Origin of the sequence: Xenorhabdus sp. IM139775, from assembly GCF_028598745.1 — a bacterium.
Classification (GTDB): Bacteria; Pseudomonadota; Gammaproteobacteria; order Enterobacterales; family Enterobacteriaceae; genus Xenorhabdus.
In genome coordinates this window covers 1-15,220 of the sequence record NZ_JAQRFK010000075.1, presented here as the reverse complement: position 1 = coordinate 15,220, position 15,220 = coordinate 1, and the positions used below count along the sequence as shown (strand labels likewise).

Here is a 15,220-nt window from a genome sequence, read left to right as displayed (position 1 = left end):
TAACCGTGCTATTTTCAAGCACGGTTTTATATACTCATCATACTTCAAGGCTGTTTTATTCGAGTTATCTTACGACCAAGACAGAAATATTGGCATATCCCACGATACCCGACGCATTTGAACCCAGTAAATGCGTCGAAATATCAGGCCGACGCGAACCGACAATAATCAAATCAGCATTAATCTCGCGTGCAGTAGACAGCACCTTATCGCGTGGGGAGCCAAAGGCAACTGAAAACGACACTTTATCTTTAGGTAAATCAATTCGTTCTACGACTTTTTGAAGTTCCTCTTCAGAATTCGTGATAGCTTTTTTGGCAAAAGCGCTCAACAAATCATAGTGATAACTGTAATTCACAGAAAATCGGGAAATATCAGGTACCGAGTGAAAAAGATGAACCTTTGCATTCGCTATTTTTGCCAAATACTCTGCATGCTTGATTGCATTATCAGTTAATATATCTTCTGAAATATCAATGGGAACTAAAATCGTGTTATACATATATACTCCCCTGTAATCGGACATAACCGCCAGTGACTGAATAATTATCGCACGACTAATACCGATGTTTTTGCATATCTGACAACACCGGCCGAGTTGGAACCTAACAGATGAGTTGTGATATTCGGACGCCTTGAACCAATGACAATCAAATCAGCACCAATTTCATCTGCTGTCGCGGCGATTTCATCTCTTGGAGAACCAAATGCAATCGAATAGGTGATCTGATGATCAGGTAATCCAAGGGAATCAACCAGCTTCTTCAAATCGTGTTCTGCCTTGATCGTCGCCTTGTCCTTTATCTCCATATAGCCAAGGGCATAAGCATTAATAATCGCTGATGAAATGGGTAATACATGTAAAAAATGCAATTTAGCCCCGGTTTCTCCAGCGATTTTAAGCGCGCAGCCAACTGCCTTGTTGGTGAGATCCTCTTCTGAAATATCGACTGGTACTAAAATAGTTTTGTACATGTGCACGCTCCTACTTATTGAAATACCAAGTTATCCTGATTTCTTCAGTATATTGAAATGCGGGAAACTTACTGTGAGTCATCTAACAACTAAAACATGTTATCGCCTATTCAGATTCATGGGTAGAGATTAGCCTATAAACGCATAAACATTCCTGCAATCGTAGCACTCATGAGATTGGACAAAGTCGCCGCCAGCAGTGCCCGAAAGCCAAGCAGTGCAATCTCTGATGTCCGTTCAGGGACAACGGCAATAAATGCCCCGACCACCACGGCAATCGAACCAAAGTTGGCAAAACCACACAAGGCAAATGAAATAACCGCAATGGTTTTCGTATCCAGTACCACAGCCGGATTATTCAGATAGGGAGAAAAGTTCACGTAAGCCACAAATTCGTTGATTGCCAGTTTCTGCCCAATCAGGCTCCCGGCCAAATCGGCATGTTCCCAGTTCACGCCCATGATGTAAGCCAACGGCGAAAAAAGGTAACCAAACAGGCTTTGCAAACTGACGCCTTGCCAACCGAACATTGCGCCGAAACCGCCGATAAAACCATTGATTAGCGCTATCAAGGCCACAAAGGTCATGACCACCGTCGCAACGCCAACAGCGATTTTCAGCCCCAGCATTGCACCCCCCGCAGCAGCTTCGATAATACTGGCAGGACGCTTGTCACTAAATGAAATTTGTTCAAACCGGACTTGGGAAGGTTCCAGCGCCGGACTGAGTAAACGGGCAAAGATAAATGCACTACCGGCTGAACTGTAAGAAATCACCGCATTGACGCCATTCGCCACATGATTAATTAACCATTTCCCTGCGGGAATATAAAGCATCATTGCACCAAGGCTGATTTGCAGAAATAATGCCGCCCCCACTGTACGTAAATTGATTCTTTTTTTATTGACAGAAAACAGGTAACCAATAAAGATCAGTATAACCACACCCAATAAGCTGCGTAAAATATCCATGATTATCTTTCTGCTTTTCAGCCAGCCTAAAAAACAAATATACTCATTGAACGTCAAGATACATTTATTATTTCCCGTCTTTTCAGGCTGGCATTTATTTTATGATGATTTTGGATAAAAATATTGAATGGAAATTATCGTGCTTTATTTATCTCTTGGTAAGCAATCGCTATTTCAGCCGCCAATTCAGCATTATTGAAAACCAATTCAATATTCGCCTGTAAACTTTCGCCGCCAGTGATTTCCGTCACCCTCGCCAACAGGAAAGGCGTACTTTCTTTACCCACGATACCCTGATTTCCTGCTTCATGGACAGCCTGTTCAATCGCGCTATTGATGCGTTCTTCCGCCATGGCAAAGGGTTCAGGGATAGGATTGGCAATCACAATCCCGCCTTTCAGCCCGGAGCGCCATTTGACGCGCATGGCATGAGCGATTTGTTGAGGATCATCCAGCCTGACACTAACGGGAAACAGGCTGCTACGGCAGAAAAATGCCGGCAATTTTTCGGTCTGGTAACCCACCAGAGGCACACCATGAGTCTCCAGATACTCTACGGTCAGACCCAAATCAAGAATGGATTTGGCACCAGCGCATACAACGGCAACGTTGGTCATGGCTAACTCTTGTAAATCGGCCGAGATATCAAAAGAGTGTTCAGCCCCACGATGAACACCCCCAATACCGCCTGTCGCAAATACCGCAATACCGGCCATTTCAGCAATAATCATGGTTGAGGCAACCGTCGTTGCGCCATGCTTTCCCGCCGCAATTACAAAAGGCAAATCACGCCGGCTGATTTTGGTAACCTGATGCCGTTCTTTCGCCAGAAACTCAATCTCATCATGGGATAGCCCAACTTTTATGCGCCCCCCAATAATCGCGATGGTTGCCGGAACCGCACCATTTTCCCGAATACACTGTTCAACCTGCAAGGCGGTTTCCCTGTTGCGCGGATAAGGCATTCCGTGGGCAATAATCGTCGATTCCAACGCAACGACAGGACGATTGCCCGCCAATGCGTGAACCACTTCTGGAGAAATATCCAAATACTCATTTAGTGCAATATTTTTATTCATGATTTTGATTCCAACAGTTTTTTCACTCTACTACAGGATAAATTCGGGTAATTAGTCAGTTCTGAGGATAAAGTCAGTGCAGAACAGACTTGGGAAAAACGGATACTCTCTTCCCATGACATTCCTTCCAGCCAACAATGGGCAAGGCCAGCCATCATTGCATCACCGGCGCCATTGGCATTGACAATATTGACTGGAATGGCGGGCGAACACCCTGCAACGCCACCGATCTCGCTGTAATACACCCCTTCTGTTCCCATGCTCAAAGCGAGTCGTTGGACACCTTGCTGATGGAACCAAAAGGCCGCCTTTGCCGCATCTGCTAATGTCGTGATTTTTATTCCGCTCAGTATTTCAGCTTCAAGCCGATTGGGTTTTAAGGTATGGATGTGGGATAACCAATAATGAATTTTATTGGCTTTAAATGTCGAGACGGTATCAACAAAGATCGGTATATTTCCTGCATGACTGAATAACCACGCCAATGCGTCTTCCGTTAAATTGCAGTCAATAATCAATATCCCTGCATTTTGAATGAGTGCCTTAGATTGAGATAATACAGCCGGTGTCAGTTTTTCCAATATACTCATATCATTAACAGCAACCTGCATTTCACCTTGTTCATCGATCAATGAATGGTAAGTTGAGGTACTTTCACCTGACAATTTATGCAGATAATCCGTATAAGCACCTGATAATTTTGTTTGCTCAAAGAGTGTTTCGCCATAAATATCGTCACCAATAACTGAAATCAGATAACTTTCATTACCTAACAACGCGATATTATGAGCAATATTTCTTCCGACCCCACCCACCGTAGATTTGTTTTTCCCCGGATTAGAATCCCCATAGATTAATTCAGAGAACACGTAACTTGTAACATCCATATTAGCGGCACCGACTGTTACAGCATAACTATTTTCTGAAAGAACATAACCCTTTCCTTTTATATTCCATTTTTTAGTCAGATTCATAATATGTCCCGCAACACATGAACGGCTAATGCCAAGAATTTCGGCGATCTCCTGTTGCTGAATAAAAGGTCACGCCTGATAATCTGCAAGATCTGTTTTTCTCGATTTTCCATATCATGTCCTTATTGATGTTTTGAACATGACCCGTTTTTTATTTCATCATTGCGTAATAGTAAAATTGATTTATGGAGTTTATGGTCATTGTGAGAAAGTGATCGTAGAGCGTATGAAAAAAGGGGCATACCCGATAAATGCGGCAATCATCACTATAATAATGGTGATAATTTACAAAAAGGAAGAATTTTATATCAATAAATCGAACGCATAATATTTTATGTTGTAATAACGACAATAAAAACAATCATATCCACTAAGCGAAGAATTAAACCAACATATGTTTATTTTCTATTATTATTGATTTTGTGACTGTCAGGGAATTATCTGTTACATCAGATTATGATTTATTTCACAATATTTTATGGATGAAAAAATAAGTAAAAAATGTTACTGCTTCCACTTAAAAACCTCCTTTTATTCAAACTGGCTGTTTAGAAAAGTATTTTTCAACTAAAAATAAACATAAAAAAAGGTGCTGATATCCAGCACCAAATGACGCCAAAGTATGTGACACCCAAAATCGAATCACTCTTTTTGATTTAACGGAAAATATGCTGGCAGGCCAAGTTTGAGATAGAACACATTAAATCGTTACATTTTGAAAGGAACGACATTGATCACAGGTGAATACAACGCCTTTTGCACTGTAATGAGTAATTCTTTCAGGGTGATTTCGAGGTAGCGCATGAAGTCTTCCTGCCCGATAGTCCTGTTGTAAACGGGCGCAGGAATAAACCGTTTCATTTCTTCCTGAAAGGTGCCTGAAGTGATAAGGTTTTCAATCGAGTCCAATCGTGCCTGGAGCAGCTCGCCAAAATCAGTTAAACGATAATCCGATATCTTGCGTTTGATCAGAGTGGTGTCAGGCTCAACCCCTTGCTGTTTCAGCCAGACCAAGTCCCACATATCACGATAACGAATATGCTTCGTTGTTGCAGGGAATGAAACCAGTTTATCCGCCATGATTTCGGTTAACTCTTCTACCAACACGATAGTCTCGGAGTAACCATCAGGCAACACAGGATAATTGCGCTTTAATGGGCGCGGATTCTTTGTATAGGCCGGGATGTTAGCGATCTCAATTTTGACGCGCTGCTTTGGCAAGTCCTTACGCTCTGGGGCTGTTGTGACAGAAACTTGCCATTTATCGATTTTCATATCGGCATACTCTGGCTCTTTTCTGAGTTCATTCGGTTCCTTTACAGTGACCTCAAGACCGTAACGTGCGCCCAAATAGCTTTCGACGCTCTCTTTAATCCTACTCAGATCTGCCGAACAAAAGTCACGACCACCTGCAAAGTCCAAATCTTCACTGAATCGGTTGGAATCATAGCAGAGCCTTAAAGATGTGCCTCCCTGAAAGGTGAGTTTTCTCAGCAAACCCTCTTTAGCCAAGCAATACAAAATGTCATAGTGCAGCAGCTCTTTTTCAACTACGGGTCTGATGTTAGTAAACCCGTCCTGCGTAACGATTTCATCGACAAGAATATTAAAATCAGTTTTATCAGGCATGTTCCAATTCCCCTTTTTGAATCAGGTGGGTGTTTCTGCCCACTCTCTTTAAATCACGAAGGGCTGTTTCTTTTCTTGCGATACGCATCGGTCCACGGTTTTCCAGCGTTCCTTTCAGGATTTCACTCGGTTTCTTATTTGTGTGCGTGATCTCAATGACCCCCCACGGAGTTTCAAATTCCCCTGACCTGCCGGTAGACATGATCGTGAGTCTGTCGGTAGGGATCTGGGAGATAATCCCATATTGGGATAATGCTGATTCCAGACTGATGTAGCTGTATTCGCCACGTCGAATATTGATTGCGATGCTCTCCAGCGGATAAGCTCCCAAACTCGCGCGTGCATTTGCATAGACCCCTTTGGTGATGCGCACCAGTAACTCGGCCCTGATAAGACGATCAATGGACTTTTTCAATGTTCGTGGCGCTTCATCAGCAAAGATGACCGCCAAATCTTGCAAGAGGAAGATGTTTTTCCCCATCTTGCCGAATTCGTCTAATGTTTTAATTGCCGTGATCTTATCCATTCCACTATTTCCACATTAAAACCCCTTATAAGGGTATTTTGTGTATAGATAATTATTATGACAATAATACCCACACATAACAGAAAGTAAACTGACTCAGCACAATTATTCACTGGCTTTTAAAAAAGCATTTCTAAACTAAAAATAAACATAAAAAAGGTGCTGATATTCAGCACCAAAATAACGCCAAGTATGTGACACCCAAAATCGGATTACTCTTTTTTATCTAACGGAAAAGGAACAGGATGTTTTGTGTTGTAGTTAAAAGTATACATGGCCGTTATAACCATCATGACAACCAGTGTCCATGACACCTCTTTCGCTCCGGTTCCCAAAACCGCCCAGATACAGTAAATGAAAGCAATAAACGTAATGGCGATATATCGCGTTTTCTCCTGCCCAAGATGACCATGACCAATTAATAACAGGGCCGCACAGGTATATAGGTAAGGGATCAAGGTAAAAATAACCGAGACAGATGAAACCAAGCCAAATTCTTTCGCGGCATTGGGGGAAATACTGCTGAGCTGGAAAATCGTCATTAAGATGCCGAGGATTAACAGACCCGCGACAGGCGTCCCCGCTTTGTTCACTTTGGCAAAAATGGCAGGAAACAACCCATCATCTGCGGCAGCTTTGGCAGTCTGACCGGCGAGTAATGTCCAGCCGCCCAGCGATCCCAAACAGCCGGCCGCCGCACAAAAGGCAACCACTGCGCCGGCGGTATCGCCCAAGGCCAGTCTGGCCGCATCACCAAAAGGTGAAGATGAGATTTTCAACGCAGCGTTCGGGATCATGCCCATAATCACGCTGCTGGACAGCACATAACAGACCGCTGCAATCAGCACACCACCAATCGTCGCAATCGGCACGTTGCGTTTGGGATCTTTAACCACACCCGCCGCAACGGAAGCACTTTCAACACCAATAAACGACCATAATGTGACGTTTAAGATGCTCTGGATCGCGCCAAAGGTATCCAATCCACTGACGTTCCACGCCCCCATATAAGTCTTGCCGCTAAACCAGAACCAGCCAAAAACCGCAGTGGCGACAATCGGAATCAAGGCTAACGTTGTCGCGACCGCCTGCACTCTGGTAATCACGTGTGGCCCGATGATATTCAGAATGACAAATACCCACAGTATGACGGTACACGTGAGGGTTAAGACAATGGGATCTTTCAGGATCGGGAAAAAATAACTCAGGTAACCCACGCCAATCACCACCATGGCGATATTACCGATCCAACACGCCAGCCAATACAGCACGTTCGTCTGATAACCTAAAAAGGGGCCAAAGGCCCGTCGCGCATAGGCATAAGAACCACCGGGGCTGTCATCCAGTGAAGCTATCTTCGCATAGACAATCGATAACCCCACGGCACCAATGATGGTCACCAGCCAGCCAAGAATGGCAATGCCTCCTGTTGCCGCCAGACTGGCCGGCAGGAGGAAAACGCCCGATCCCATGATGTTACCCGCCACCATCAGCGTCACCGGGATCAATCCGACTTTTTTTGCCTCTGAAACCGTAGCCATAATTTATCTTCCCGTTTTCACTTTTTTATGCACATGACGTGATAAATACCGTTGATAATCTCCGTGCCTTCCGTTTCATGCTCAAAGCCAGGAAATTGGTGATCCCACTTTTGTAATGCGTGCAAATATCCAATCTGCGGACTGCCCTTATCACCAAAGTTTTCACCTGAAAGCAGCATGGGAATACCCGGCGGATACGGGATGATGGAGTTTGCCGCAATACGATGAGGCAGATTGTCCAGTGCCACCATTTCCACCGCATTGGTCACGATGGTTTGATAAGCAGCTCGCGGGGTCATTTCCATTTTGGGTAAGCCGGCATAGGCCTGATTGAGTTTTTCGCCCGGATTATTCTGGCGTAAATAATCGAACATTTTATCGCCCAGCGCTTGCAAGCCCAAATGCCCATATACTTCCGGATGCTGATCCACTAAGTCTGGCAAGACCTTACTCAAAGGCGTATTGGCATCATAATGGTGTTTGAAAGACAGTAAGGTGTTGAGTAGGGTTCCCCATTTTCCTTTGGTGATGCCCATTGAAAACAGGAACATAATTTGGAAATCGGTGGTGCGGGTCGGTACAATGCCGTGCTGGCTTAACCATGCGGTGACCAAGGCTGCCGGTACACCGTGTTTTTTCAGCTTACCGTTATCGCCCATGCCCGGCGTCAGGATGCTGACTTTAATCGGATCAAGCATGCTCCAGTTATCCGGTAAATCGTCAAATCCGTGCCAACTGTCGCCCGGACGCATGGCCCAACAGCCTTGTTCTTTCGTCAGCAATTCCCTTGGGGCATCGGCAAACGCCATTTTCTTGCCGGTCGCCGGATCGGTCACTTTTTCCTGATTCCAGGGTTTAAAGAACCAGTCCCCCTGCTTACTGAAATCCCGATGCAAACGCGCCAGTGCCTGACGAAAATCAACCGCTTCTTCAATCACTTCCTGCGTCAAGGAGTAGCCGCTATTCCCCTCCATCATGGCAACCGCAATATCATTGGACGCGCAAATTGCATACAGCGGAGAGGTGGTTGCGTGCATCATGTAGGCTTGATTAAATCTTGAGAAGTCCACAGGGTTACGTCCATCGCGGACATGAATAAAAGAGGCTTGGGAGAGCGCATTCAACAGCTTATGGGAGGAATGGGTAGCAAAGACGGTCGGCCCGGCGTGGTTTTCCGGTTTCCCCCGCATCGCATAATGGTCATGATAAATCGGGTTAAACCGCGCATAACCATACCACGCTTCATCAAAATGGATCCTATCGACGCTTTTATCCAACAGTTCCTGAACTTGTTTGGCGTTATAACAGACACCATCATAAGTACAGTTTGTCACGACGCTATAAACGGGTTTCTGACCGGCCATTTCCTGAGTCAGCGGATTTTGTTTCAGTTTTTTCTGTAAGGTTTTGGCCTGCATTTCTTGTGGGTAGATAGGCCCGATAATGCCATAGCGGTTGCGGCTTGGCAGCATATAAACCGGTTTTGCACCTGTCAGGATCAGCCCCTGTTCGATGGATTTATGGCAATTTCGGTCAATGATGACCACATCATCTTCGGTCATGCAAGCCTGCATAATCGTGCGGTTAGAGCCGGATGTGCCGACCACGACAGAATAAGAATGATCTGCGCCGAACACTCTGGCGGCATTTCTTTCACTCTCACCGAATGCACCGGAATGATCCAGCAGTGAACCTAATGAGGCGCGTTCAATCCCCATATCGGTACGGAAAAGATTCTCGCCATAATAATCATGATAAAAGCGGCCAACCGGGGTTTTATTAAATCCGACGCCCCCTTGGTGCCCGGGTGCAGCCCAGGAATATTCATAGGTTTGGCTGTATTTCATCAACGCGGACATTAAAGGCGGGAACAATTGTTGACGATAACGCTGCATGGCTGCAATAGCCCGACCCGCGATAAAATCCGCAGAATCTTCCAATATCCAGGCAAACTCCGTTAACTGTTCCAGTAATTCGTGATTGAGCAAAAATACTGTTTTTTCCCGATCACTTAATAAAAAGACCGGCACATTTTCCTGTCGCTCAAATAATTTATTCAATAGCCTCTGTATTTGCAGATATAAATCATCATCCATGAGCGCACAGCTTATCATTAAACAATCGAACGGCTCATTAGCTGAAATTATGGTATAGCTATCCTCAAAAGACTCAGCAATAACAACATCAACGTCTTTCTCGATCAATTTATCTGCCAGCCTATGCACCGCATTTTCAATATAATGACTATGATATCGTGTACCCACTTCGTTTTTTGCTATCAACACTTTCATGACATTATTCCTTACTCTATCTCTATTGGAACTAACAGGATAAATTCAGGCTTACCTGACAATACCTGAGATAAAAGGGTGAAAAGTATTTTTTATGATGCCGGGTGAGTCGTAGCAAAAACTGCCAGAAACATAGTCGTCATAAACATAGTCGTCATAAACATAGTCGTATTAATTAACTATTTGTTAAAATATAGTTTCTTATTAAAAATCATATTGGACAATATAGTATCTATTTAAATTTGTGCAATTTAAGCCCATCGGCAGGAAAAAGCATTTATTCCCCGGTGCCAACACCATCGATATTGAAATGACAAGAAAAATGGTCAAAAACGGTTATTTTAATATCTTATTATTATTACTTTTTTGATTAGAATTTATTTATTCTATTGGTTTTTCGTATCATTAAATAGCGTTTCAAAATGATCGGAGTAAACCTTGTCCCCCGCGACGCGGGGGACAAGGTTACAAACTCTCACTATTATGAAAATTCATTTAATCTGTGATGTGATGTTTTTTATCTTCACAATGTATTTATTGAATATTCCTTCCAAATTGCCATCGTTTTTCCTTAATGAGGATGTCAATTTAACCGCCGCTTTAGTAAGAGCCAGCGCACAATGGCGTAACCATGTGGATCTTCTTTACTGACGTTACTATGGAAAAGTACGGGACGTCATTGATGACGCCCATCATTAAATTATGGGACTACTAATGAAAGAACATCCTGATTTATGGGCCGACCTGTTAAATGGCCTGAAAAACGCCTGGCCGCAAATTTCTGGCTCTATTTTGGCCGTCATGATCTGTTATGGCCGACTGATTTATGACGGTGTGGAGCGGAAAAATCGCTGGGTCGAACCGCTACTATGCGGAGCACTGTCGTGGGGATGCTCCAGCGGGCTGGAACTATTTGGCATTCCGAACAGTATTTCACCTGCACTCGGCGGTGCGGTGGGTTTTATTGGCGTTGAGAAAATGCGCGAATTTGCGCTTCGGGCCATCAATAAACGTTTAGGAGATAAATAATGACAAGAGGGATACGTAACCATAACCCGGGCAATATTCGCCACGGCGATCAGTGGCAGGGTTTGCGTGATATTCAGACAGACAAATCATTTTGCCAGTTTATTGCGCCGGAATATGGCATACGGGCGATGCTGAAAATTCTGCGTAATTATGAACGCAAATATGGCTATAACACGATCCGCCAGTTTATTTCCCGCTGGGCGCCACCCAATGAAAATAATACCGAAAGCTATATTGCTTATGTGGGCAAATCCGTTGGTGTACCTGACAGCGCCGTCGTCGATGTGGACAATATCACCACCATGAGCCGGCTGGTTAAGGCCATTATCCAAATGGAAAACGGCCAGCAGCCTTATTCTGATGCCGTCATCAAGCGGGCATTTGAATTGTTATAAAGTTCAGCCTGCATATCATCACCGCCGAATGACTGGCGGTGATTTTTCAATATATTTCAATCGCATCACGCTGGCGCACAAAAATTAACATTGAATATGCCCTGACTATTTTAGCGCCATCCCCTCCAAGACACCCACCAGAATTTTTAATAATTCCTATCAAAAATAAATGGATAAAAACACTTTCATAGTGTGGGTTTAAAAAATAAAGTACCCAACTTATACGCAATTCAGATCATTAATATCTTTTAATGTAACTCATGCGTCACATAACTGACATTTAATTCATTAGCCAAGTGCACCAGCCTCACGAGCAGGAGTTAAGCAATGCCTATGTCATGCAATGGTATTAACAACAAGAATATTAATAACGGCAGTACTAACAGCAGAGATCCACTTCCGCCAGCGGCTCCACCTGTATCTCCCTCGGGTAAATTCCCTCTCAGTTCTACTCAGCAAGTCGTTTGGCTCGATCAATACCTCCGTCCTGACAGCACTTGTTACAACCTTGGTTCCGTGGTTCTGATTGAGGGAGAGTTGGATGAGGCCCTGTTAATACGCGCCTTTAAAACTGTTGTTTATCGTCACGATGCGTTGCGCTTACGACTCGTCAATACGCAGGAATTACCACTGCAAGAACTCACAACCCCAGACAATGTATCCGTGGCAATCCGTGATTTTTCAGGCCATGCGGACGCAGAAGAGCAGGCGAAACAATCTATCCATGCGGTTTTTACCTGCCCGTTTGATTTAAATGGTGAACTATGGCGTTTTGAATTGTTACGGGTGAGTGATCATCGTTGGTACTGGCAATTCTGTTGTCATCATCTGATCGGCGATGCGATCACGTTAGGACTCATCGCTGAAGATATCGCCAATATTTATCGTTGCTTAATCAGGGGAGAGGAAATCACACAAGCTGCGCCCTCCTATCTCGATTTTATTGATGAAGATCATGCCTATTTAAATTCACAGCGCTATCAGCAAGATAAACAATTCTGGCTTGAACGTTATAAAAATTTGCCGCCTGAATTAATCCAACCGGCAAATACAGCGGAAAAAGCCGATAATAAACACCCAGAACCGCTGGTCTGGCAATGGGATCAAGCCTTTTTTCAGCGCATCGAAGATACTGTCGCCGTACAGGGTTTATCTGTCCTGCACTTTATGTATGCGGTCTTGGCTTGCTATTTCTCACGGACAACTTATTTTTCACGGTCAGACTTTTCACAGGTAGGTTTTTCACAGGTAAACAGTAGTGAAGAAATTGTGATGGGTATTCCCGTACACAACCGTAAAAACGCCAAACAAAAACGCACAATAGGCATGTTTTCGTCAGTTATTCCGGTCGGAATCACCGTTTCGCCTGATGATACCTTCCTTGATGTGATGAACAAAACCGCCGCAGAATTGCGTCGTTGCTATAAACGCCAGCGCTTGCCAATCGCAGAAATCAATCGGCTCATAAAAACCCAGCAGAAGAGCGGACGTACTCAGCTATTCGATATCATGCTGTCATTTGAGTGGATAGCAGTGAATGCCGATATCCCCAACGCCACGCTCAACTATTCAAAAATACAACGTGGCGCACCGTTCCCCCTGATTATCGCGGTTCACCAATATGCCTTCGCTAACAGTGAGGATACCCATAAGCCAGTGACGTTTGAGTTTGATTTTTCTCCCGATTACCTGAGTCGTGCTGAAGTGATCACACTCCAGTCACGTCTTAGCGTGCTGATCGAAGCCGCCCTTGCGTCTCCGGAGATGCCGATCCGAAATTTACCGATGTTGCCAGAATCGGAACAACAACGGCTGGCAGCGTTTAATGCCACCCGAATGGATTTTCCGCCGGATGGCAGCGTGAACAGTTAAACGACAAGGTGCTCGCTGCACAGCGTGATTTCTGGCGTGACCAGCTTGAGGGCGCACCCGCCTTACTGACCCTGCCCACCGACCGGCCACGCCCGGCGGTACAAACTTATGCCGGCCGTCAGCACCATGAGCTGGAGGGATTGATCGGGTTCTTTGTCAACACGTTGGCCTTGCGTGTGACATGCAGGGATGACCTCCGTGTCGCCGACCTGCTGGCACAGGTGCGGGAGCGGGCACTGGCGGCCTATGCCCATCAGGATCTGCCCTTCGAGCAGGTGGTGGAAGCGCTCCAGCCGGAACGCAGCCTGAGCCACAGCCCGATCTTTCAGGTGATGCTGGCCTTAAATAACACGCCGGCTCAGGAACTAACGCTACCAGAGCTACAATTCACGCCCTTTGAACCGGCGCAAGTGAGTGCTCATTTTGATTTGATGTTATCGCTGATCGAAACTGAAACAGGTTTAGCCGGCGCGTTATCCTATGCCGCTGACTTGTTCGATGCAGCAACCGTTGAACGCGTGGTCGGTTATTTAACCCATATATTGACGGCAATGGTCGCTGATGAAAGGCAACTGATTGCCACGTTGCCGATGTTGCCGGGATCAGAACAGCAACAGATATTGGTGGAGTTCAATGCGACGCAAACGGATTTCCCGCAGGAGGCGCTGATCCATTCGCTTTTTGAAGCTCAGGCAGCACAACGCCCTGACGCTACTGCACTGGTGTTTGACGATCAACGCATCAGCTATGGCGAACTGAACCGCCGCGCCAATCAACTGACGCATCACCTGATTGCACTGGGCGTCTGCCCGGATGATCGCGTCGCAGTGTGTCTCGAACGCAGCCCCGAAACGGTAATGTGTTTACTGGCGATCCTCAAGGCCGGCGGTGCCTATGTTCCCCTCGATCCCGCCTATCCGACTGAACGGCTGGCCGATATGCTGGAAGATGCCGCCCCTGTGGTTTTGCTGACCCAAGCCGCACACGTTAACCGACTGACTTTTTCCCTGCCGACGGTATTACTTGATACACCAGATCCCCTGCTGGCAGCCCAGCCGACCCGCAATCCGCACGCACAAACACGGGGGCTGACATCCCGCCACCTGGCTTATGTGATCTACACCTCCGGCTCCACCGGCCAGCCCAAAGGCGTGATGGTCGAACATCGCAGTGTCAATCGGTTGGTGATCAATAATGCTTATGCCGATATAGGCGCACATGACTGCGTTGCCCACTGTGCCAATATCGCTTTCGATGCCTCGACGTGGGAAATCTGGTCGGCCTTGTTAAACGGCGGGTGCCTGCACATTGTTTCGCAGGCTGTCTTGCTTGATCCGGCACGGTTCTGCGCCTCCCTGATCAGGGGGCAAGTCACCGCCCTCTGGTTAACAGCCGGCTTATTTAACCAGTACCTTGAAGCCCTCAGGCCGCTGTTCGGACAATTGCGCTACCTGCTGATCGGCGGTGAGGCGCTCGACCCGCAGAAAATCCGGCAGGTGCAACAGGCAGGCTCACAGCCAATACACCTGCTTAACGGCTATGGTCCGACCGAAACCACCACGTTTGCCACCACCTATGCCATGACCTCCCCGGTTAATATGGCCCGCGCCATTCCGATTGGCCGCCCGATTGCCAATACCCAGATTTATATTCTGGATACGCACGGTCAACCGGTGCCCCTCGGCGTAACCGGTGACCTTGGCCGCTGGTTGCCCGACGGCAATCTCGAATACCTTGGCCGCCATGATCATTTCTTTGAGCTTGGCGGTCACTCGCTGCTTGCGGTACAGTTGTTGAACCGTCTGCGTGAACAAGGTATGGCCGCCGCACTGACCACCTTGTTCGCCCATCCCACCTTGAGTGATCTCGCCTTGGCGATAAAGGAGCATGTTGTCATGCCAGAATCCCCGTTTGATGCAAATCCGGTACCGTTAAGCC

The 15,220-nt window shown here is 46.0% G+C and carries 11 protein-coding genes and 2 pseudogenes; 4 read left to right on the top strand and 9 right to left on the bottom strand.

Annotated elements, in window-relative coordinates:
* Window positions 1-64: 64 nt before the first annotated feature.
* From PSI17_RS13975 to adiA, 9 genes and pseudogenes are all read right to left on the bottom strand, one after another.
* Window positions 65-502 (bottom strand): universal stress protein, encoded by a 438-nt coding sequence (locus PSI17_RS13975; protein ID WP_273552553.1) that lies wholly within the window; start codon window positions 500-502, stop codon window positions 65-67.
* Window positions 503-546: 44 nt separating this feature from the next.
* Window positions 547-975, bottom strand: coding sequence for a universal stress protein (locus PSI17_RS13970; RefSeq protein ID WP_273552552.1), 429 nt, complete (start codon window positions 973-975; stop codon window positions 547-549).
* Between the two features lie 134 nt (window positions 976-1,109).
* Window positions 1,110-1,946, bottom strand: coding sequence for a nucleoside transporter C-terminal domain-containing protein (locus PSI17_RS13965; protein ID WP_273552551.1), 837 nt, complete (start codon window positions 1,944-1,946; stop codon window positions 1,110-1,112).
* Window positions 1,947-2,080: 134 nt separating this feature from the next.
* On the bottom strand, window positions 2,081-3,025 hold the full coding sequence (locus tag PSI17_RS13960; protein WP_273552550.1) for a pseudouridine-5'-phosphate glycosidase: 945 nt from the start codon (window positions 3,023-3,025) through the stop codon (window positions 2,081-2,083).
* Window positions 3,022-4,112: pseudogene (locus PSI17_RS13955) on the bottom strand (PfkB family carbohydrate kinase). Before PSI17_RS13955 ends, PSI17_RS13960 begins: the two are co-directional and overlap by 4 nt.
* A gap of 595 nt (window positions 4,113-4,707) precedes the next feature.
* Complete coding sequence (locus PSI17_RS13950) at window positions 4,708-5,628, bottom strand: nucleotidyl transferase AbiEii/AbiGii toxin family protein (protein WP_273552549.1); 921 nt, start codon at window positions 5,626-5,628, stop codon at window positions 4,708-4,710.
* On the bottom strand, window positions 5,621-6,154 hold the full coding sequence (abiEi, locus tag PSI17_RS13945; RefSeq protein WP_273552548.1) for a type IV toxin-antitoxin system AbiEi family antitoxin: 534 nt from the start codon (window positions 6,152-6,154) through the stop codon (window positions 5,621-5,623). The genes PSI17_RS13950 and abiEi overlap by 8 nt, the downstream gene beginning before the upstream one ends.
* 212 nt (window positions 6,155-6,366) lie before the next feature.
* Complete coding sequence (gene adiC / locus PSI17_RS13940) at window positions 6,367-7,695, bottom strand: arginine/agmatine antiporter (protein ID WP_273552547.1); 1,329 nt, start codon at window positions 7,693-7,695, stop codon at window positions 6,367-6,369.
* 17 nt (window positions 7,696-7,712) lie between these two features.
* Entirely contained in the window at window positions 7,713-9,986 is a 2,274-nt protein-coding gene (adiA, locus tag PSI17_RS13935) for an arginine decarboxylase (RefSeq protein WP_273552546.1), read from the bottom strand.
* Window positions 9,987-10,700: 714 nt separating this feature from the next.
* On the opposite strand from adiA, the gene PSI17_RS13930 reads away from it, so the two are divergent.
* The 4 genes and pseudogenes from PSI17_RS13930 to PSI17_RS13915 form a co-directional block, all read left to right on the top strand.
* The gene (locus tag PSI17_RS13930) at window positions 10,701-11,015 is read left to right on the top strand and encodes a phage holin, lambda family (protein WP_273552545.1); all 315 of its coding nucleotides are present in this window, start codon (window positions 10,701-10,703) and stop codon (window positions 11,013-11,015) included.
* Window positions 11,015-11,410 carry a structural protein gene (locus PSI17_RS13925; RefSeq protein ID WP_273552544.1) on the top strand — a complete coding sequence of 132 codons (396 nt, stop codon included), beginning with the start codon at window positions 11,015-11,017 and terminating at the stop codon, window positions 11,408-11,410. The genes PSI17_RS13930 and PSI17_RS13925 overlap by 1 nt, the downstream gene beginning before the upstream one ends.
* A 327-nt stretch (window positions 11,411-11,737) precedes the next feature.
* The gene (locus tag PSI17_RS13920; protein WP_273552543.1) at window positions 11,738-13,282 is read left to right on the top strand and encodes a condensation domain-containing protein; all 1,545 of its coding nucleotides are present in this window, start codon (window positions 11,738-11,740) and stop codon (window positions 13,280-13,282) included.
* Window positions 13,258-15,220, top strand: a pseudogene (locus tag PSI17_RS13915) (AMP-binding protein); the annotation flags it as partial. The gene PSI17_RS13920 and the pseudogene PSI17_RS13915, both read left to right, overlap by 25 nt.

What these genes read in the sequence shown, in the direction of transcription:
- PSI17_RS13970 (WP_273552552.1), bottom strand. Translation starts at nt 975, where the DNA reads ATGTACAAAACTATTTTAGTACCAGTCGATATTTCAGAAGAGGATCTC.
- PSI17_RS13960 (WP_273552550.1), bottom strand. Translation starts at nt 3,025, where the DNA reads ATGAATAAAAATATTGCACTAAATGAGTATTTGGATATTTCTCCAGAA.
- adiC (WP_273552547.1), bottom strand. Translation starts at nt 7,695, where the DNA reads ATGGCTACGGTTTCAGAGGCAAAAAAAGTCGGATTGATCCCGGTGACG.
- PSI17_RS13965 (WP_273552551.1), bottom strand. Translation starts at nt 1,946, where the DNA reads ATGGATATTTTACGCAGCTTATTGGGTGTGGTTATACTGATCTTTATT.
- PSI17_RS13975 (WP_273552553.1), bottom strand. Translation starts at nt 502, where the DNA reads ATGTATAACACGATTTTAGTTCCCATTGATATTTCAGAAGATATATTA.
- abiEi (WP_273552548.1), bottom strand. Translation starts at nt 6,154, where the DNA reads ATGGATAAGATCACGGCAATTAAAACATTAGACGAATTCGGCAAGATG.
- PSI17_RS13930 (WP_273552545.1), top strand. Translation starts at nt 10,701, where the DNA reads ATGAAAGAACATCCTGATTTATGGGCCGACCTGTTAAATGGCCTGAAA.
- PSI17_RS13920 (WP_273552543.1), top strand. Translation starts at nt 11,738, where the DNA reads ATGCCTATGTCATGCAATGGTATTAACAACAAGAATATTAATAACGGC.
- PSI17_RS13925 (WP_273552544.1), top strand. Translation starts at nt 11,015, where the DNA reads ATGACAAGAGGGATACGTAACCATAACCCGGGCAATATTCGCCACGGC.
- PSI17_RS13950 (WP_273552549.1), bottom strand. Translation starts at nt 5,628, where the DNA reads ATGCCTGATAAAACTGATTTTAATATTCTTGTCGATGAAATCGTTACG.
- adiA (WP_273552546.1), bottom strand. Translation starts at nt 9,986, where the DNA reads ATGAAAGTGTTGATAGCAAAAAACGAAGTGGGTACACGATATCATAGT.